The sequence below is a fragment of the Microcoleus sp. A003_D6 genome (genome assembly GCF_036702825.1).
Taxonomy (GTDB): Bacteria; Cyanobacteriota; Cyanobacteriia; order Cyanobacteriales; family Microcoleaceae; genus Microcoleus.
The window spans coordinates 30,905-50,605 of the sequence record NZ_JAUBWA010000044.1 but is presented as its reverse complement, the minus strand read 5'-3'; the positions used below and the strand labels follow the sequence as shown (position 1 = coordinate 50,605).

General features: G+C 46.4%; 14 protein-coding genes. 10 read left to right on the top strand and 4 right to left on the bottom strand.

Translation table 11 applies throughout. From position 1 onward, the window contains the following. Positions 1 to 341 precede the first annotated feature (341 nt). Positions 342 to 941: a Uma2 family endonuclease gene (locus QUB70_RS14290; RefSeq protein ID WP_332981245.1), complete on the top strand. Its 600-nt coding sequence runs from the start codon at positions 342 to 344 to the stop codon at positions 939 to 941. Between the two features lie 153 nt (positions 942 to 1,094). Here the strand turns inward: QUB70_RS14290 and QUB70_RS14285 are convergent, their stop codons facing one another. Next, complete coding sequence (locus QUB70_RS14285) at positions 1,095 to 1,613, bottom strand: O-acetyl-ADP-ribose deacetylase (RefSeq protein WP_332981242.1); 519 nt, start codon at positions 1,611 to 1,613, stop codon at positions 1,095 to 1,097. Between the two features lie 51 nt (positions 1,614 to 1,664). Further along, on the bottom strand, positions 1,665 to 2,432 hold the full coding sequence (locus QUB70_RS14280) for a 5-formyltetrahydrofolate cyclo-ligase (RefSeq protein WP_332981239.1): 768 nt from the start codon (positions 2,430 to 2,432) through the stop codon (positions 1,665 to 1,667). Between the two features lie 241 nt (positions 2,433 to 2,673). Between QUB70_RS14280 and QUB70_RS14275 the strand changes: the two genes are divergently transcribed. Continuing rightward, positions 2,674 to 5,481, top strand: a complete 2,808-nt coding sequence (locus QUB70_RS14275) for an AAA-like domain-containing protein (protein ID WP_332981236.1) — start codon at positions 2,674 to 2,676, stop codon at positions 5,479 to 5,481. Between the two features lie 227 nt (positions 5,482 to 5,708). Here the strand turns inward: QUB70_RS14275 and QUB70_RS14270 are convergent, their stop codons facing one another. Next, positions 5,709 to 6,173: a COP23 domain-containing protein gene (locus tag QUB70_RS14270; RefSeq protein ID WP_332981235.1), complete on the bottom strand. Its 465-nt coding sequence runs from the start codon at positions 6,171 to 6,173 to the stop codon at positions 5,709 to 5,711. A gap of 362 nt (positions 6,174 to 6,535) precedes the next feature. Between QUB70_RS14270 and QUB70_RS14265 the strand changes: the two genes are divergently transcribed. The 8 genes from QUB70_RS14265 (at position 6,536) to QUB70_RS14230 (ending at position 17,144) form a co-directional block, all read left to right on the top strand. Then, positions 6,536 to 7,033, top strand: a complete 498-nt coding sequence (locus QUB70_RS14265) for an HNH endonuclease (RefSeq protein ID WP_332981233.1) — start codon at positions 6,536 to 6,538, stop codon at positions 7,031 to 7,033. 456 nt (positions 7,034 to 7,489) lie between these two features. Then, complete coding sequence (locus QUB70_RS14260; protein WP_332981232.1) at positions 7,490 to 8,764, top strand: DHH family phosphoesterase; 1,275 nt, start codon at positions 7,490 to 7,492, stop codon at positions 8,762 to 8,764. 742 nt (positions 8,765 to 9,506) lie between these two features. After that, entirely contained in the window at positions 9,507 to 13,145 is a 3,639-nt protein-coding gene (locus QUB70_RS14255) for a diguanylate cyclase domain-containing protein (protein ID WP_332981230.1), read from the top strand. A 339-nt stretch (positions 13,146 to 13,484) separates the two neighbouring features. Continuing rightward, positions 13,485 to 13,979, top strand: a complete 495-nt coding sequence (sixA, locus tag QUB70_RS14250; protein WP_332981228.1) for a phosphohistidine phosphatase SixA — start codon at positions 13,485 to 13,487, stop codon at positions 13,977 to 13,979. Between the two features lie 233 nt (positions 13,980 to 14,212). Further along, positions 14,213 to 15,358 carry a citrate synthase gene (locus tag QUB70_RS14245; protein WP_332981226.1) on the top strand — a complete coding sequence of 382 codons (1,146 nt, stop codon included), beginning with the start codon at positions 14,213 to 14,215 and terminating at the stop codon, positions 15,356 to 15,358. Positions 15,359 to 15,871: 513 nt separating this feature from the next. Next, a complete protein-coding gene (gene arr / locus QUB70_RS14240) occupies positions 15,872 to 16,288 on the top strand; it encodes an NAD(+)--rifampin ADP-ribosyltransferase (protein WP_442927786.1) in 417 nt (138 codons plus the stop codon). Between the two features lie 215 nt (positions 16,289 to 16,503). After that, positions 16,504 to 16,821 carry a hypothetical protein gene (locus tag QUB70_RS14235; RefSeq protein ID WP_332981223.1) on the top strand — a complete coding sequence of 106 codons (318 nt, stop codon included), beginning with the start codon at positions 16,504 to 16,506 and terminating at the stop codon, positions 16,819 to 16,821. Between the two features lie 14 nt (positions 16,822 to 16,835). Further along, the gene (locus tag QUB70_RS14230) at positions 16,836 to 17,144 is read left to right on the top strand and encodes a hypothetical protein (protein WP_332981221.1); all 309 of its coding nucleotides are present in this window, start codon (positions 16,836 to 16,838) and stop codon (positions 17,142 to 17,144) included. 192 nt (positions 17,145 to 17,336) lie between these two features. Here the strand turns inward: QUB70_RS14230 and argZ are convergent, their stop codons facing one another. Next, entirely contained in the window at positions 17,337 to 19,451 is a 2,115-nt protein-coding gene (gene argZ / locus QUB70_RS14225) for a bifunctional arginine dihydrolase/ornithine cyclodeaminase (RefSeq protein WP_332981220.1), read from the bottom strand. Between the last annotated feature and the right edge of the window lie 250 nt (positions 19,452 to 19,701).

The window sequence follows — 19,701 nt, the reverse complement described above, 5'->3', positions numbered from 1 at the left end:
TTTCCCTTGCTTAGTAAGTGTTCTAGCTGACGCACCCTACAGGCCTCGTTAGTGGTTTAAATGTCGAACAGCTTATTGACGCAGAGTACGCAAAGTCTCCAGAAGAGATAGATGGGAATAACTAACCGAAATTTGGTATGATTTCTGTAATTAATAATCAGGTAAACGGTGCCCGTGAACGATATTTTTTTGATAACTTCCGACAATTGGCTAGATTGGATAACCGTGTTTGGTTATCTAGCCTTTACAGCTTTCATTGCATGGCGCGTGTTCACCACAAAGTAGATAATATATGTTAAAACTAGGTAAAATCCTAACTAAATCAACTCCCGCATACTGTTATGTCGCCTGTTGAAAGCGTCGCAGCAATTCCGAACGATCTGATTTTCCGCTTGAGCATCGAGCAGTATCATGCGATAATTCAAGCTGGCATTCTCACGGATGATGACTCTGTAGAATTGCTGGAAGGTTGGCTGGTTTTCAAAATGCCCAAAAATCCACCGCATCGAGTCACAACTCGTCTGGTCAGAACAGCTTTAGAGAATATTTTACCTGCGGGGTGGTATGTCGATTCTCAAGAACCGATAACGCTATCTAACAGCGAACCAGAACCTGATATAGTGGTTGTTCGAGGGGATACGCGACAGTATCTCGATCGCCATCCTGATGCCGAAGATATTGCCCTGATTGTTGAAGTATCCGATACGACGCTTCAGCGCGATCGCACTGTCAAAAAACGGATTTATGCCCGCGCTGGAATTGCGATTTATGGGATTGTGAATCTTGTTGAAGGATTGGTTGAGGTGTATTCTCAACCGATTGTGGAAGTTGAGCCGTCAGATTACAGTCAAAGGATAGATTTCGGGCGATCGGCTGTTATACCGTTTATTATTGAAGGAATAGAAATTGGGGCGATCGCTGTGAATTCTCTTTTACCTTGAGATAAAATTAGTAATATCGTTTACGGTTGTTTTTGAATGATTAAACCGCAGAGTCCGCAGAGGGCGCAGAGGAAGAGAAGAGAGAGATGAATAATTCCGATAGTAACGGATTTGAGATAAATTCTAAACTTGTAGGGTGTGTTAGATGAAATTTTAGAGAGATTTTTTACGGTTGTATTTAGATAGAATCCTCTCATATATTTCATAATTTTCTCGATCGAAACAGCAAAAAATTACTTCTTGAGAACCACCATTATTTTGTATATATTCCGAGCATACCTTCACTGCAATCTCACTTGCTAGAGCTTTAGGAAAGCTGTAAATGCCGGTGCTAATGCAAGGAAATGCCAAACTCTCAAACTCTCGCTCTGCGGCGATTTGCATACACTTACGGTAACACTCGGCTAAGAGTTCCGGTTCTCCATCATTACCCTTCCGCCATACTGGCCCTACTGCGTGGATGACGAAGCGTGCAGGCAATTTATATCCCTTAGTTAGTTTAGCATCTCCAGTCTTACATCCTCCAAGTAATCGGCATTCATCATAAAGTTGCGATCCTGCTGCTCTGTGTATTGCTCCATCTACTCCGCCACCCCCAAGTAAACTGGTATTTGCAGCATTCACGATCGCATCAACTTCGAGTTTTGTGATGTCGCCCAAAATAACTTTCATATTCTTCTACAATAGTAAACTTTAGACAAGTTTAGCACAGAAACTCGTTATCTAATCTTGCTCTCTCAACTTTCGCAAAATCGGAATTTGCTCCAACTGTTCCGATCGCAAACTATCCCAGTTTAACCCACTTGGACGCCGATAATTTGTATTAGTCTCAATTACCTCCTGGGCAGTAACAATCCAATTCAGCGCCCAATCGTGAGCTTGCATTGGCAAACGCAAATCTTCGACTATCTGCAAAGGATGCACTGTTGTCACAATTGGCGTGTCGATTTCTACTAACCCGAATTCTTGCAACATAGCCAATTCCAAATCAGCAAATCCTGCACCTTTCCCGGTTCTTCCACCGCCCGGCGCCGCCGCTACGCAGCCGACTATTACTAAATCTATTGGCTGCATTTCTTCAAAACTCACTAACCGGCCGCAGGTGACTGCTTTTTTGGCGATCCTCTTCGAGGGCTTCGCTAACGCACTTTCGGCAATTGATATATTTTGCCTCTGCAAATCCTCAGCAGTTAACTCTACAAAACACCTATGTTCTGTCAATCGCGGTACTGCTATATACAGGCGTTTTCCGTCTTGCAAAGCCCGCATCCGCACCGGAATTTGGGGCGAATCTGGATTGCACTTAATGGTTTTTGCTTGTTGCCATATTGGTAAAGTTGCCAATCTTTCGGCAGCCAACTGGGCACCGACAAAGTTTGGAATATGACCAAACGGATCGCCAATAGATGCGGCTTGGTGCTTCAGCAAAGACCAAATTTCAGCTCTTAACTTGTCTTTTTCGCGGTGATATCCAGTCCAATCAGTTTGCATGGTGTATATAGAAGGCAGTTCGGCAGCGGATTCTGTAACGGATGTAACGGATGTCAGTCAGAAGGAATAATGGTTGTATAGCAAGCTGTTTCGCCCTTTGTATCTTACGTTTGATTAAGTTAATTTACTTATTATGGTACAATGTATCATACAAAATTGTGCTTTTATACCGCTTCGATTCTTCAGTCCGCGAAGGCGGACTTCGTTTGTATAGTAGCGGTTTCAACCGCCGAACGAATTTATGAATTTTACCGCAAAACCCAGTTATTATCAAGTCGGTGGGAGTCTCACAAATAACGCTCCCAATTATGTGAAGAGGCAAGCCGACGACGACTTTTATAACGGATTGAAAGCCGGGGAATTTTGTTATGTTTTGAATTCCCGGCAAATGGGCAAATCTAGCTTGCAGGTGCGGACAATTCAGCGGCTGAGAAATGAAGGAATTGCTTGTGCTGCGATCGACATTTCGGAAATTGGCAACCGCGGCGTCACTCCCGAACAGTGGTATGCTGGTTTGCTACGCATTCTCGAAAATAATTTTAACCTGTCGGATATTGTCAACGTGCGGACTTGGTGGCGCGATCGCAATTTTTTAACTCCGGTTCAAAGATTGAGCGAATTCATTGAAACCGTACTGTTAGCCAACATTTCCAGCAATATTGTCATTTTTATTGACGAAATCGACAGCATTCTCGCCCTAGATTTTCCCGCCGATGATTTTTTAGCCTTAATTCGATCGTGCTACAACAAGCGCGCGAACCATTCAGAGTTCGATCGCCTAACCTGGGCCCTCTTAGGCGTAGCATCGCCGACGGATTTGTGCCGCGAGCAAAATGCCACCAGCAACACGCCTTTTAATATCGGCAGGGCGATCGAATTAACTGGTTTTGACGAAACTGAAGCTCAACCCCTAGCAGCGGGGTTGGTAGAGCTGACAGACAGCCCTAATGAAGTTTTGAGAGAGGTTTTGTATTGGACGGGCGGGCAGCCTTTTTTGACTCAAAAGCTGTGCAAACTATTGTTGGAAAATCCACAATTAATCCCGAATTTACCCCCCCCAGCCCCCCCTTGCCAAGGGGGGGAGGAAGATGCAGCCGCCCCTTGCCAAGGGGGGGAGGAAGATGCAGCCGCCCGTCGGCAAGGGGGGGAGAAAGATAAAATTAGCACTTCTAAAGAGTGGGTTGAGAAGGTAGTGCGATTAAAAATCGTGGAGAATTGGGAAACTCAAGATGTGCCCGAACATTTGTCCACAATTCGCGATCGGCTTTTCAGAGAAAACCAGCGGATTGTGAGGAGACTCGGATTGTATCAGCAAATTTTAGAACAAGCTGAAATTGTCCCCGATGGTAGTGGCGAACAAATGGAATTGCGATTGAGCGGATTAATCGTTAAGCACCGGGAAAAATTAACAATTTCTAATCCTATTTATGAAGCTGTATTTAACAAAGACTTAATTGAAGAAAAATTAGAAAAACTCTCACCTTACTCAGAAGCGATCAAACTCTGGCTGAATTCTAGCTGTGAAGATGATTCCCAACTGTTGCGAGGGGATGATTTGCAGTCAGCATTAGTTTGGGCGGCAGATAAAAGCTTGAGAAACGAAGATTTTCAGTTTTTGACGGCCAGCCAAAAAGTTATTTTGAGCGACCAAAATCAACTGCTGCATTCAGCTACACTAGAAACCAAAAAAGCTGTGTGCGATGCTGCAAAAGCTTTGGGTGAAGCTGACTCTGCCAAACAAAAAGCCAAACAGTGGATCGGCATCGGTTCTGCGGTACTGGCAGCATCGTTAGTGGGGGCGATCGGCTTTTCAACTCTCGCTTACCAGCGGTTTAAACTAGCACAAGCAAGTATTGAAATCGAACAAAATGGCAGCGATGCTTTACTTTTGGCGGTATCTCAAAAAACAGAAAACACCGAAGCTTTATCAGAAGCTTTACTGAGAGCGATCGCCTCTGGAAAAAGATTAAAAAGCTTGGTTGAAAACAAACAAAAGCTAGAACAATATCCGGCAACTAGACCGCTGTTAGCCTTGCAAGTAATTCTCGATAAAATTAGCGAAAAACAGCCGATCAAAGCATCATCCGTTTCGCCAAGAAAGATGACTTTGCAAGCTCATACAGGTGCAGTTACCAGCGTCAATTTTAGCCCGGACAAACAAATTTTAGCAACCGCAGGAATAGACGATAGAGTTCGGATATGGAACTTTTCCGGGAATAAAATTGCTGAGTGGAAAGCTTTGCAGCAGTCAGTTAATATGGTAAACTTTAGCCCGGACGGCAAAGTTTTAGCGACCGCAGGAAGGGACAGCACAGTTAAATTATGGAATTTATCAGGAAAAAATATTTCTATATTGAAAGGAATTCAAGGATCTGTCACCAGCATTAGTTTTAGTCCCGAAGGAAACTTGTTAGCGGCGGCAGGAATAGACAGTAGTGCTGCAATTTGGAACTTGTCAAAACTGCCAAAACTAATATTATCTAGCGTGAAACTCCCCGGTCATAACGGTTTAGTGAGAAGCGTAAATTTTAGCCCTATGGGCGATTTTTTAACGACTTTAGATGGCAAATCTACAGTGCGAATTTGGAGTTTGTCGGGACAACTAAAAAAAATACTGCCGGTACAGGCAATTGGGATTAGTTTCAGTCCATCTCAACAGCAGTATCGCTTTGCAACAGTAACATTGAACGGCAAAGTCGGGCTGTGGAAGCTGTCAGAAAAAGAATTAGTTAATGAATTTCAAACCTTGCATTTAGATGCGAAATCAATTAGTTTTAGTCCCGACGGAGAACGAATTGCTACAGTGGGAATTGACAAGACGGTGCGGCTGTGGAATTTAGCGGGTCGGCAGGTTGCTCAATTTGAGTTTGAGGAGAATGTTGTTAGTGTCGGTTGGAGTCGAGATGGAAGGCAAATTGCTGTAGCTGGAAGCAACGGCACTGTCTGGTTGAGGCAGGTTGAAGGTTTGGAAGAATTGCTGAAGCAAAGCTGCAATTTTCTCAGCAGTAAACCGGAGTATTTTAGAAGAGTTTCAACTCTCTGCAAGTAACGTAGACGGCGGTTGAAACCGCGCCTATACAAACGATGTCCGCCTCCGCGGACTGAAGAAAAGAACCTATTTATTATTCACTGCCCGTTCTTCAACCCGCGTCGGCGGGTTTTGTTTTTATAGACGCGGTTTCAACCGCCGTCTAATTTATTATTCACTGCCCGTTCTTCAACCCGCGTCGGCGGGTTTTGTTTTTATAGACGCGGTTTCAACCGCCGTCCGATCTATCAATTTACCTTGACAGGCGAAACACTTACATTAGGATTTTTGACTCTTCTTAAGAGTTCTTGTCGGGCTTGTTCGGGATTTTGCCCTTTGGGTAATTGATATAATAATCTACAGGAACCGTCTTGAGGATTAGCTGCACAAATAATTAGTTGACCGGTGGGAGATGCACCTGCTGTGACAATATTCTCCCAGCTTCCTTGCGATTGTGAGTTATTGAGAATTCCCGAGACTCGGGTGCACCGAGTAATGGCGTCTTCTCCCGATTCATTGAAATAGTTATCAGCTAGCCACAGAATAACGGGAATATTTTTGCCTTGTTGGACAGCAATTGTAGCTGGGCGGCCGCCAGCAGCGCCGCAGAAGAATGAAGGCGTTTGGGCAAAGGCTGGACTGTTTGCTAAAATCTGAGCAGCAAGGGCAATAATTGACGCGCTAAAAACTGACTTTAAGAGCCGAAATTTCATGAGCAGTAATAAGCTTTTTCATTTAAGGTTACTAATACTCTAAAAAGTTAGACTGCTTTTTGCCGGGAAGATTAGGCATTTAGGGAAAAAATAAAATTTATTCTGCAAAGTTTTGCCGTTAGCGAAGCCCTCGGAGAGGATCGCACGCACTGGCCTGATTATCGCCAAAACTCAGGGAAAAATGCTGGCGCACGCGGAAGGCAGAAAATAGGTGAGCTCACAGGGGGTGCAGGCGCGAAGGTATAGGGTAAAGGTGCGGTTTTTCACCGTTTTTTGCGATCGCCTCGCTCTTCCTGAGCCCGCCCCACCTAAACTGGAACCTGTGCTAACATCGGAAAAAATATTCTCTTTAATAATCAACAATGGGCAATGTTCTGGTGCTGAACGCCTCCTACGAACCCCTTAACATCACCAATTGGCGAAGGGCGGTAGTTTTGTTGCTGAAAGGAAAAGCAGAACAGGTAGAACACAACGGGAAATTTATTGCGCCAAACTTCCCGCTACCAACTGTGATCCGACTGCGGCATTACGTCCGAGTTCCCTATAAGGATATTCCGCTTACCCGCCGGAACATCTTGCACCGGGACGCGCACTCTTGTCAATACTGCGGTTATACCGGGGATGATTTGACGCTGGATCACGTGATTCCCCGATCGCGCGGAGGAGGCGACAGTTGGGAAAACCTCGCTACGGCTTGTATGCGCTGCAATGTCAATAAAGGCAGTCGCACGCCGAAAGAAGCGGGAATGCTGCTGCGCTATCCGCCGAGGAAGCCTCACAGCGGTCTTTATTTTGAAGTGACTAAACACGTTAAGAGCGGTATGCACAAAGAATGGCAAAAATATGTAATTGGCCTTTAAAAACCCCTGTCGCAAGCAAGCGCGGGGGTTTTTTGCGGAAGTTCTGATTTCTGAGATTGCTTCGTTCTTGGCAACGCACACTCTCTGCTTGACATCCACCCCGACCGTCGCGGACGGGGATTCCCAAACCTCACGATTTGAATTTCTGCGCTCTTTCGCAACTGCCTCCACCCTCAAAGAGATTTGGTCTTACGTTCGCTCCACAGACTAACCCCGCAAGCCCTGCGGTTTTATGTGTCGAATACCAACAAAAACCTTTGTTGTTTGATTCTAGGGGTGGACTGCCCATTGCCCTGTCCTCTTTTCCCGGTCTACCGATTTTTCTTCCCCGTTGCAGTCATTGCAAGCTTTGGAGACGCGGGTTTATGTCTCCATCGTCGCGGGTGGGTCATTGACCAATTATATTGTAACACAAAGCCGTCCTAAAAGGACGGGGTTTCTACCCAATTTTTAACGATGAAAGACCATTCCGCTACCAATTCCGATGAAACATCTGGCAACCGCGAAGGTGAACTTGAAGCCAGCAGCGAGGTTGTACCCGGATTGAGTGCGCCTGGGAAACGGCGCACCAAAGCCGAAGTTGCTTCCGAAGAGAATCGCGGCCGTCTCCGCGAGGAATTGCACGATCGCAAAGTCGAGCAATTGCGCCAAATGTTCGATCGGCACAAAGGCACTCGCCAGTTAATCTTACTGCAAGATTTTCCAGATCCCGACGCACTTTCAAGCGCTTGGACTTACAAATTAATCGCCGAACAGTACGATATCCAATGCGAGATGATCTACGCCGGCGCCCTCAGCCACCAAGAAAACATTGCCTTAGTTAAATTGACAGGGTTGCCGTTGCAGCGGTGGACGCTGGAAACAGTAAAAACTAAGGATTTGTCAGTGTTTCAGGGCTGCGCTTTCATCGACAACCAAGGGACTACTTGTAACTTAACCGAGTTTATTTTAGCGGCAGGAGTTCCGATCGCCGCCGTCATCGACCACCACAATTTACAGGGGGAAATGAAGGCAGAATTTACTGATTTGCGCCCTCAAATCCGCGCTACAGCCACGATTTTTGCCGAGTATTTACAGGCTGGACTCCTAACTCTCGACGCCAGCGTCAGTCTGCATATCAAGTGCGCTACAGCTTTGATGCACGGTTTGCGATCGGATACGAACGCCCTCAGACAAGCTCAGGAGGAGGACTTTTTAGCTGCGGCTTATTTGAGCAGGTTTTACGACCCGCAGTTGCTGAATGCGGTGTTGCAGTCGTCTCGTTCTAAGTGGGTGATGGACGCGATCGAGCGATCGCTCAAACACCGCACCGTCCAGAACAATTTTTCGATCGCAGGCATCGGCTACCTCCGCTATGACGATCGGGATTCTATTCCCCAAGCGGCGGACTTTTTAGTAACAGAAGAGAACGTACACACAGCAGTTGTTTACGCAATTGTTCACGACAAAGACGAGGAAATTGAATTAGTAATTGGATCGCTGCGAACTACTAAACTCACTCTCGATCCCGACGAATTTATTAAAGAAGCTTTCGGTAAAGATGCTCAAGGACGCTTTTTTGGAGGTGGAAGAAGTCAAGCGGGAGGTTTTGAAATTCCGGTGGGATTTCTTTCCGGCGGGAATGAGAATAGCGATTATGCAAGGCTGAAATGGGAAGTATTCGATGCTCAGATCAAGCAAAAGTTGCTGAATTTAATTAGTCCTAAAGACAATCCTGTTTACGATCATTAACTCTGAAGTTTTTAGGTGCGGTCTTGATTGCAGCAACAGCCTGGGAATGCTACTGGGTTAGACCTCCCGTTGCTACCAGGTGTTGTCGTGTTTTTTTCTCATTCCGGGCAAAATCTTAACTTGACAATCAGTCCTGCCGGCACTCCAACTCTCATCAACCGGGTTTTTTAACTCTTATTGAGGGTTTGAACGACGTAAGGGGGTTAAAAAAAATGATTACTCCGTCCAGGACTAACAATAATAAATTTTCTCCCAATTTCCCAAAAATACATACCCAAGAAACCGTTTTGTTAACTATTGTCAAGGGATGCAATGAAGTATTTTGGTAAAAACCCAAGTTTCTGGGCTAACTTAGTTTTATCTAGTTTACTACACTTCACTACATAATTGTTAAATTATAACAATTTTATATGTTTAGCTTTTTTATATTTCCCTATAAATTCGCTAAATAAATCACAGATTGTTCGAGTTGGTGCAGGAGAATTTAGCTAACCTTTTAGAAAAAAGCGCCGTACAATAAGCCAAATAGAGAGGGGGAAATATAAATTATTGGCTAACTCACATAAAAAAGAAATTGTATGATTTAAAATTGTAGGATTTGAAAAAGTCTTGTTTTCCACATAAAGTGTTGGTTTAGTTACCAAACAAAACAACCAGTTGCTACGATTTAAAACAAATTATTATATTTATTTTTCTGGGTTAGAATAGTATAAAATAGCTTCACAAAAAAAGGAACACGGAGATGTCTACAAAACAGACTTTCTCTTGGTCATTAGAGAAAATTATAGAAAAAGTTTCAGAAATTGCAATTCAACTCAACGAGTTCGGGGATATGGAGACAATTTTGCAATGTGCGGTAGAAGAAACCAGGGTGCTGCTGCAAACCGATCGCGTAATTATTTATCGCTTCCTACCGCATGGGGATAGTGTAGTATTGGCTGAATCCGTTGGTGCCGAGTGGCAGCGAATCCTGGGAAAACAGATTTATGACCCTTGCTTTGAAGCTATCTGGGTAGATCGTTACAGCCAGGGACAAACGAGTGCCATTTCTGATATTCACGCTGGTGATATTCAAGCTTGTGATGTCGAATTGCTCTCGCGCATCCAGGTTCAGGCAAATTTAGTTGCGCCAATCTTGCTAGATGGCCAACAGCAGCAATCTCCGAAGCTTTGGGGACTGTTGATTGCTCATCAATGCCGAAGTCCGCGTCAGTGGGAACCTCTCGACGTTCAGATCCTGCAACAGGTTGCAATGCACATTGGGTTGAGAATGTGGCACTTGGAATCTCACCGCCCGGTGCTGGGGGCAAATCTACCGCCGGAAGTCGAAACAGAACCAAATCAAACTGATCCCAATACAGAAAGCGCGCCCAAAGTCAATCCTCAAAATTGTCTACAACGAGAGTTTGCCTGTTCCCTGAGCGGGGATATTGTCCACCTCAAAGCCTTTGACTTGTTGCAAAACCCGATCTGGATATTTGATATCGAGCATTTGCAAATGTGGTGGGCAAACCAAGCATCCTTGTACCTGTGGAATGCCAACAGCCGGCAAGAACTCGCGAGCCGCAACTTTAGCGATGTCTCAGAGTCTACTCGGATTCGCTTGCAGAGCTATCGGCAGCAGTTTGAGCAAGGCAAAACCTTGTCCGAGCAGTGGACGTTTTACCCGGGCGGTGAGCCTGTTTCTGTCGGCTGTCGGTTCTCTGGCATCAGGATTGACAGCGGGCGTTTGGCGATGCTGGTGGAGGGTACGGTGGAAACTCATCAAATCGATGCGCAAACCCTGCGATCGAGCGAGGCACTCCGGCACACCACGCTGATGGTTTCGCTGTACACCCTCCAAGGCGTGCCACTGCTGCAAAACCCGGCGGCCTTGCGCTGTTATGGGGATGCGCTGCACCCTAACTCTGCGACAGACAATGCTTTTGGGCGCCACTTTGTTGACTCTCGCGTAGGAGAGCGAGCAATGGCAGTTCGAGGGTACGGTGAGGTATTTAGCACGGAGGCTCAAGTGATTACTCTGGCGGGGATTCGCTGGCACGGGATCGATGTGCGGTGTACCAAAGACCCGGTAACAGGCAACCCGATGTTGGTCGTGAACGAAAAGGACATTACCGAGCGTCGCCAGCAAACAGAAACAGCCCTGCAACAGAGTGAAACCCGGTTGTCAGAAGCCCAGCGCGTTGCCCACATCGGTAGCTGGGAATGGGACGCGCTCTCGGGTAAAATTACCTGGTCTCCCGAACTATTCGAGATTTTGGGACGCGACAGGGCCCTGGGCGAACCTACCTATGAAGAAAACCTGCGGCTTTACCATCCCGAAAGTGCCAAACAGCTACACCTGGTAGTTCAACGAGCGCTGACTCGCGGAGAGCCTTATCTATTGCGCCTCAAAGTTTTGCGCCCGAATGGTTCTATCCGCCATACCGAAGCCAGAGGACAGGCGGAACTCAATGCAGAGGGACAAGTCCTTCGGTTGTTTGGTACATCCCAAGATATTACGGATCTTGTCCAGGCAGAAACAGAACTCAGAGAATTGAGTACAGCTCTTGCTAATGCAGTTGAGGGCATCTCGCGGCTGGATATTTTCGGACGGTACATCACCGTTAATCAAGCCTACGCGAATATAGCAGGTTATCAGCCTGAAGAAATGGTTGGTATGAATTGGCAGAAAACAGTTCATCCCGAAGACTGCGACAGGATGATGGCCGCTTATCAAAAAATGCTAGCCCAGGGTCGAGTGGAGGTTGAGGCCCGGGGTATCCGGAAAGATGGCTCGATCTTTTACAAGCAGGTGGTGATGTTGGCGGCCTACGACTCGCAAGAGCGATCGATCGGGCATCACTGCTTTATGAAAAATATCACCGATCGCAAGCAAGCAGAAGCAGCATTGCAACAAGAGTTCGAGCGTCTGGCTGTGGTGATTGCCACCCAACAGGAAATCGCCACCCCCAATCCTAACTTGGATGCAGTGATGGCGGTGATTACCGATCGAACTCAAAAATCGCTCGGTGCCGATGGGGCCGTGATTGAAATGCTGGAAGGGGATGAGTTGGTGTATCGGGCAGCCAGCGGTATCGCCAGCGCCTATGTTGGATTACGGATCAAAGTAAAGACAAGTTTATCGGGAAAATGTATTGCGACCGGCCAAATCATGCTTTGCGATGATTCGCAAACCGATGCACGGGTGGAGCAGTCTGTCTGTCAGCGCATTGGTATCCGGTCACTGGTGGTTGTTCCCTTGTTCTATCAGGACGATCGGGTTGGGGTCTTAAAAGTTGTTTCAGCTACACCCTGTGCCTTTACAGAGTCAGATATTCAGACCTTACAACTGATGGCTGGGTTTCTGGCAAGCAGCCTGCATCTGGCTTCAGAGTTTGATGCTAAAAACATTCTCCTGAGTCAATTGCAGGAAAGCGAGGAACGGTATCGTTCTGTGATTACAAGCATGACTGAAGGGGTCATACTTCAGCTAGCAAACGGACAAATTACTACCTGTAATGCTAGTGCAGAAAGGATTATAGGGCTGACCCCCGAACAAATGATGGGGCGTACATCCATAGATTTAGACTGGCGAACAGTTCAAGAAGATGGCTCTCCCTTCCCCAGAGAACAGGATCCGGCAATGATGACCCTACGGACGGGAAAACCCTTATCAAATGTGGTGATGGGCATTCACAAATCGGATAAAACGCTGACTTGGATTTCGATTAATTCGCAACCGCTGTTCCAAATGAATCAGTCTCAACCTTATGCAGTAGTGACGACTTTTGCTGATATTACAGAACGCAAGCGGGCAGAGGAGATGCTCAGACACCGGGCGGAACAAGAAAGATTAATTGCTACGACAGATGGGTTAACCCAAGTAGCAAACCGCCGCTGTTTTGATGAGCGGTTGCAGTTGGAATGGTACCGAATGATGCAGGCAAAACAAGAGCTTTCGTTGATTATGTTGGATGTAGATTATTTCAAGCGATATAACGATTGCTACGGACATCAAGCTGGGGATACTTGTTTGGTGAAAGTGGCCAAAGCCGCAGCAGCCGCTGTTAAACGTTCTACCGATTTGTTTGTGCGCTATGGGGGCGAAGAATTTGCTGCTATCCTGCCGAGTACGGATGCTGCTGGGGCGATCGCGGTTGCTGATTCGATGCGACAGGCAATCCGAGATTTGGCAATCCCTCACGAGCAATCTGATGTGAGCGCGATCGTGACTGTGAGTATGGGAATTGCAACTGTGATTCCCACTGCGGAAACATCACCGGATGCACTCGTTGCCCTCGCCGATCGAGCATTGTACGATGCGAAACGACAAGGGCGCGATCGCTGCATAATCGCGAACCAGATGACGGCGCTAGATGACAGTGCAGTTGTAGAATAGGCAAAAGGTAGGTATAGCCTTTCTCAAAAAGGTGAGGTACAGGTTTAGATTTTAGATTTTAGATTTTAGATTTTAGATTTTAGATTTTAGATTGAGGGATTGATTGGTCAATAAGCTGTTCTACATTTAAATTGTGTGTCAAAAATCAATAAAACTTTTGTGGGACGGGCTTCTAGCCTGTCCCGAATTTCCAATTTAAATGCGTACCAGCTTACCTCATTTTTCGCTCGAACTGCTATAAATAACTTCATGAATAGAGCCGATACCCGTACTGCATCAATGGTTTGATTCCCGTTATGCAACTGTCAACTGTCCACTGTCAACTGTCCACTGCTATATATGGTTATTTACCTGATCCGTCACGGTATCGCAGCCGAACCCGAAGAATACGATACAGACTCAGAACGTCCGCTGACTAAAGAGGGCGATCGTAAAACCCGGAAAATCGCCCAGCGGCTGTACGAACTCGAAATTCAGTTTGACCTGATTCTCGCCAGTCCCCTACTGCGGGCCCGGCAAACCGCCAAAATCCTGCAAACAGTCGGTTTGAGTTCCAAAATAGAAGAATCCGCCACCCTCGCACCATCAGGAGACATCGGGAACTGGTTGGAGTGGTACAGACAGTGGCAGGAAACAGGCAGCCGCAGCTTGGCCCTGGTTGGCCACCAACCAGATTTAGGCAACTGGGCAGAAACTTTGCTTTGGGGGCGATCGCAAGATGCCCTCATCCTCAAAAAAGCAGGTATCATCGGCTTAATCCTCCCAGAAACCGGCTCCCCAGTGGGCCGCAGCCAAATGTTCTGGCTGACTCCGCCCAAGTTTTTGCTCTGCTAGAAACAGCAAATTGCCCCGACATTAACAGGACGCGCCAGCCCTCTTAAACTCGCATTCTCGGACGCCGAAACCGGGTTTGAGGGGCGACAATAGGCAGCGGTGCGATCGGGCTCTCTGTTGAAAAACCCGGTTTCCCAAGCGCAATTAAATGATTATTTGTCAAGACTGCGACACTATCTTGGTTTCTGGTAATGTACTTTTAGTAGATTGAACTCACACAAAACGGTATCGCAATGGTCGTCGGCGAATTCAAACCAGGTTTAGAAGGTGTTCCCGCCACCTTGTCCAGCATTAGCTACGTCGATGGACAAAAAGGGTTGCTGGAATATCGCGGGATTAGCATCGAGGAACTGGCACTGAAAAGTTCCTTTCTGGAAACTTCATATTTATTAATCTGGGGGGTACTTCCAACTCGGGAAGAACTAGAAGCTTTCGAGCATGAAATTCGCTATCACCGCCGGATCAAATATCGCATCCGCGACATGATGAAATGCTTTCCAGAAAGAGGACATCCAATGGATGCCCTGCAAGCTTCAGCGGCCGCCCTGGGCTTGTTCTACTCCCGCAGAGCTCTGCCCAACCAGGGATATATTCGAGAAGCTGTCGTGCGGCTGCTAGCCAAAATTCCGACTATGGTGGCGGCGTTCCAGCAAATGCGACGGGGAAATGACCCGGTGCGGCCGAGGGATGACTTGAACTACTCGGCTAACTTTCTTTATATGCTCAACGAGCAAGAACCAGATCCGCTGTTAGCTAGCATTTTTGACACTTGTCTAACTCTCCACGCCGAACATACAATTAATGCCTCTACATTTTCGGCAATGGTAACAGCTTCGACGCTGACAGATCCTTATGGGGTGATTGCTTCGGCAGTTGGCACTTTGGCGGGGCCGCTGCACGGGGGAGCTAATGAAGAAGTGATTGATATGTTGCAGCAAATTGGTTCGGTAGAAAACGTGCGGCCTTTTGTCGAGAAGTGCGTTGAAAACAAGGACAAAATTATGGGCTTCGGTCACCGAGTTTACAAGGTGAAAGATCCGAGAGCAACTATTCTTCAGAGGTTAGCGGAACAGTTGTTTGAGAACTTCGGCCACGATGATTATTACGACATTGCTGTTAAGTTGGAAGAAGTGATTGAGGAGAAATTGGGTCACAAAGGAATTTATGCAAATGTAGATTTCTATTCTGGTCTGGTTTACCGAAAAATGGGAATTCCGATCGACTTATTTACGCCGGTTTTTGCGATCGCCCGCGTTGCCGGCTGGCTGGCCCACTGGAAGGAACAGCTAGAAACAAACCGCATTTACCGCCCCACTCAAATATATACGGGGACTCACGGTGCTCCTTATATTGCGATCGAGGACAGGTCGCCATCTTAACCTCAAAGCTGTAGCCGTAGGGTGCGTCGCCTTGCAAAAACCTGTCAATAAAAATCGACTTTTCGAGTAGCGACGCACCTTACCAAAATGTTGGGTTTGTTTCCTCATCTCTGGAAAAAAACAGGTGCGTCGCCATGAGATTGTCGCTGTTGATGAAGGATTGTCGATGGCGACACACCCTACGGCTTAAAAGTTAAGAATTGAGAAACGATCGGGCCACAACAAATCATTGGAGAGGACAAATTATGATATTTTGGTTTTGGGGATAAGTTTTTCTGCCACTCAATTCAACCGTTAAGCTGTTGTGCATTTAAATTGTATATTTCGAGTCCCGATCGAACAATCGTCAAATCCTCTCCCCCTCTCCCCTTCTCCCCCTCTCCCTCTCTAATACCATAGGCAATCTAGATGCAACACAGCTTAGCAGTAATTGTAATGAACAATTTCAGCAATCAAGAAAAATATTAATGATAGGTTACATCAATGGAAAATAGTGAAAGCAAGAAAAAATTAATCGAACCTAACGCAACACCGTTTTCTCAGACGTTCTTTCATGGAACAAAGGTTGCCCTAAAGATTGGAGACTTTATTGAAGTTGGTTTCGGCTCAAATTTTGGACAAGGAAAAAAAGCTAAGTATATCTTCCTGACAGCAACCTTAGATGCCGCTATTTGGGGGGCTGAACTTGCCTTGGGGGAAGGGTGTGAAAGAATATATTTAGTAGAACCAACAGGACCCATTGAAGATGATCCTGATTTAACTGATAGAAAATTCCCTGGTAATCCAACAATGTCTTATCGTTCATTATATCCGTTTAAGGTTGTTGGTGAAGTTGCAATTTGGCAAGGACATTCACTAGAGCAAGTTAAAGCTATGAAAGATGGATTATCTAGACTTAAAGAGCAAGGAATTGAGTCGTTGAATGACTAGCAAAACCTATTTTATAAAAATTGATAACTTAGGCAATCTGGTTCTATTCGAGATTGGGCAAGCAAAAATAGTTGACTTTGTTGTTGAGTTCGGAGAGATTATTGGCGATCGCCCTCTAAAACACATCAAATCATTTGGGAATATTTGTAGTTGGGTGAAATAGCGATCGCCTAATCGCAAACTTGAGAAGATGATTGTTGGGGCGATCGCCCGTTGTGCAAGATTACCTAAATTTTCTCGAACAATTAGCAGCCGAGTACAGAAACACACCGTTAAACGCAGCAGACAAAAACTATGCAATCGAGGTAATCAGCCGCCTAGAATCTCAACAGTCATTAGAAGGCCGCCCAGTTAAAAATCCACCGATTCTTACTGCCAGTATCATACTTGCTCCCGCCTGTCAAGTTCTCATCCCCGATGCACCTTGGCGCAAAGATTACATTGACCCCAACCGGATACTGCACCAGCAAATCTCCCCAAAATTTGCCAAATCTGCGGGAGGTCTTTCTTTATTAGACCTCTTGCAAAAATAGCTGGGACGGGCAAGATGCCCATCCCACAAAAAGTTTTTTCTCTTGTGGGATGGGCATCTTGCCCGTCCGAAAATTTGCTTAAAAGGACTTTTGCAAGAAGTCTATTAAAAGATGCGATTGAACGTCCTGTGGCAGTCAAAAATGCCCTAAATACTCAAAGTAATGATTGGTGTCTAGAATGCCAAAATACGCTAAATTCACCGGAATTTATCTCTGGTTTAAAACGGCTGATTTTTCACGAGTACGACTCTGAAGCAATCCTCGATACGATCTGGATTGCCAAAGCTAAAGTTTCGCCAGTTAATGTAGGGTGCGTCAGGTAAGATTATTTCCGATGCAAATCAACAATCTCAAAACTGACGCACCTCGCCAAACGGTGCGTCAGAAATATGCTTTCCGTACAACTTGAAAATCTCAAATCTGACGCACCCTACTAAACATCGCAAGAATTGCCTGTCTTGAACAGGCAGGATGCCTGTTTCACAATAATTATGGGAGATGTCTACTAGCTAAATCTAAACAGATTGAGCTACATGATGGCGGCTGGTCAATTTATCCAATTGATTCACCAACAAACTCAGGAACAATCCCACATCGGTAACAACTCCAGTAGATTCGATCGAACCCCGATCGCTCAATTTCGTCACCACCGCCGGATTAATGTCCACGCAGACCATCTTCACACCGGCCGGCGTCATATTTCCCACACCAATTGAGTGCAGCATAGACGACAGCATTAACACCATATCCGCGCCCCGCAACAGCTCAGTATATTCTTCTTGAGCCTTAACTAAATCCATTTGCGTGTCGGGAAGCGGGCCGTCATCGCGGATCGAACCGGCAAGAGAAAACGGTATATTGTTCTTCACGCACTCGTACATCACACCGTTAGTAACCAGCCCTGCTTCAATAGCTTTAGCAATACTCCCGTAGCGCCGCACAGTGTTAATTATTTTCAAGTGATGTCGGTGTCCGCCGCGCACAGCAACACCGCGTTTCATGTCAACCCCTAAAGAGGTTCCCATGCTCGATTGTTCCATGTCGTGAACTGCGATCGCATTTCCACCTAACAGCGCTTGCACGTAACCTTCGCGAATCAAATGCGCTAAATGTTCGCCGCCGCCCGTGTGGATGACAACCGGCCCTGCGGTAACTACAACTTTACCTCCGCGATCGCGAATTTGGCGCAATTCCCACGCTACTTGTTCCACTACCAATTCTACGCGGCGCTCGCTAGAAACACTCCCAGACATAAAGCTGAATTCTTGAGAATTGCGCTGTTCCCGCGATTCTGTTTTGCGGATGGTGCGGATGCCGACCACATCAACAACGACTTTTTCACCTATTTTTAAATCGCGCAATAATTTGCACTTAGCAACTGGGCCATCAGCAGTTTCAGTAATAGCAACTGCACCGTCCATCCGCTGATTTTGTACCTTCACCCACTGACCGCTTACCCGCACTTCAGTAGGATAAATCGTACTAACATAAAAGTCGTCCGGGCCGACGCCATCTTGCAGCACAGGTTCCAAACTAGCGTCGCAAATCTCTTGCGGCGGCGGTACTGCACCGAGGTCAATCAGCATTCCCATCATTTCTTCCATCACATCGTGGGAAGGAGCCGAAACTTTAACGTCGGCACTAGATGTGCTTTGCCGCTGCTCTCCCAGATTGAAGTTGAGCACTTGGAAACTGCCGCCGAGATCGACAATTAAGTCTAAAGCACGGCTGATTAAACCAGCATCGAGCAGGTGGCCGTCCATGCGAATTGTGCGGCTTTCTACCATCACGTTTGCCGATCGATCTTCTTGCATCGGTTCCGTCACTCGGAGTGTCAAGCACTTACAGGCGCCGCCTGCTTTCAGAAATTCGCTCATCGGCGTTTCAATTACTTGAAAACCTGCCTGAGTAATGCGCGTTTTCAAGGCTTCGCTAACCTTGTTCATTACCACAACTTTGTCAATATTGACAGCATTGCAAGCAAAGTTTGCGGCATCTGCTTCTTCAATGGCAATGCGTTTTTCCGGCGCAACTCGCATTTCAATTAAGCGGTTGGAGTACGAGTCAAATGCGGCTGGATAGTAGAGTAAATAGCCGCCTGTGAGGGGACAAAAACAGGTGTCTAGGTGATAGAAACGTTCGTCTACTAAACGCAGCGAAAGCACTTCTATGTTGAGCCATTTTGCGAGTAACGGGTGCGAGTCGAGTTCGGAACGGAAGCCGTATCCGGCCCACAACCAGCGTCCTTCGCGATCGAGCAAAGCATCGCCAGCGCCCTCAAACGGCAAGTCTTTCGGTAGTTCGTGAACTGTGAAACCTTTATTCTCAAACCATGCTTTGAAATAGGGTTCTTCGCCTTGGCGTTCTTTATGATAGAAACGGCTGAGGACGAAGGTATGACCTAAAAGCAAGCCTGCGTTGGCGGTGAAAACCATATCCGGCCAGCCTTTTTCTGGCGGCACGAGGTCTACCACGGCGTTTTCTTTGAGCACGTGGTAGAGTTTTTCCCACTGTTCGACGGCGCGATCGCGCGATGATTTGTGGACGTTGCCCTCCATCCAAGGGTTAATCACGTAATCCACGTCGTAGTGGTCGGGAGCGCACATCAGGAAGCGAATTGAGTCAGTCATAATTCAGTTAAAATGTGGTAGATGCTACAGACTTAAGTTAACAGAGTTTGCTAGAGAAAAACTGCAATGTTGGCTCGTCACACAAAGAGTGCAACCTCTAGCAGCGAAAAAAGTAGCCTTTAATTGTATCACGATTAGGATAAAAAGAAACTAAATGCTAAACTGTTTGCTAAAAATATCAGATTCTAACTCACCCTAAAATAGATCCTTCCGTTAAATCCGTTACATAATCCGTTGCCGAACTTCCTTC

Coding starts and splice junctions, on each gene's coding strand:
- QUB70_RS14265 (WP_332981233.1), top strand. CDS start 6,536: ATGGGCAATGTTCTGGTGCTGAACGCCTCCTACGAACCCCTTAACATC.
- QUB70_RS14280 (WP_332981239.1), bottom strand. CDS start 2,432: ATGCAAACTGATTGGACTGGATATCACCGCGAAAAAGACAAGTTAAGA.
- QUB70_RS14270 (WP_332981235.1), bottom strand. CDS start 6,173: ATGAAATTTCGGCTCTTAAAGTCAGTTTTTAGCGCGTCAATTATTGCC.
- QUB70_RS14290 (WP_332981245.1), top strand. CDS start 342: ATGTCGCCTGTTGAAAGCGTCGCAGCAATTCCGAACGATCTGATTTTC.
- argZ (WP_332981220.1), bottom strand. CDS start 19,451: ATGACTGACTCAATTCGCTTCCTGATGTGCGCTCCCGACCACTACGAC.
- QUB70_RS14275 (WP_332981236.1), top strand. CDS start 2,674: ATGAATTTTACCGCAAAACCCAGTTATTATCAAGTCGGTGGGAGTCTC.
- QUB70_RS14285 (WP_332981242.1), bottom strand. CDS start 1,613: ATGAAAGTTATTTTGGGCGACATCACAAAACTCGAAGTTGATGCGATC.
- QUB70_RS14245 (WP_332981226.1), top strand. CDS start 14,213: ATGGTCGTCGGCGAATTCAAACCAGGTTTAGAAGGTGTTCCCGCCACC.
- QUB70_RS14260 (WP_332981232.1), top strand. CDS start 7,490: ATGAAAGACCATTCCGCTACCAATTCCGATGAAACATCTGGCAACCGC.
- QUB70_RS14230 (WP_332981221.1), top strand. CDS start 16,836: ATGCCCATCCCACAAAAAGTTTTTTCTCTTGTGGGATGGGCATCTTGC.
- QUB70_RS14255 (WP_332981230.1), top strand. CDS start 9,507: ATGTCTACAAAACAGACTTTCTCTTGGTCATTAGAGAAAATTATAGAA.
- sixA (WP_332981228.1), top strand. CDS start 13,485: ATGGTTATTTACCTGATCCGTCACGGTATCGCAGCCGAACCCGAAGAA.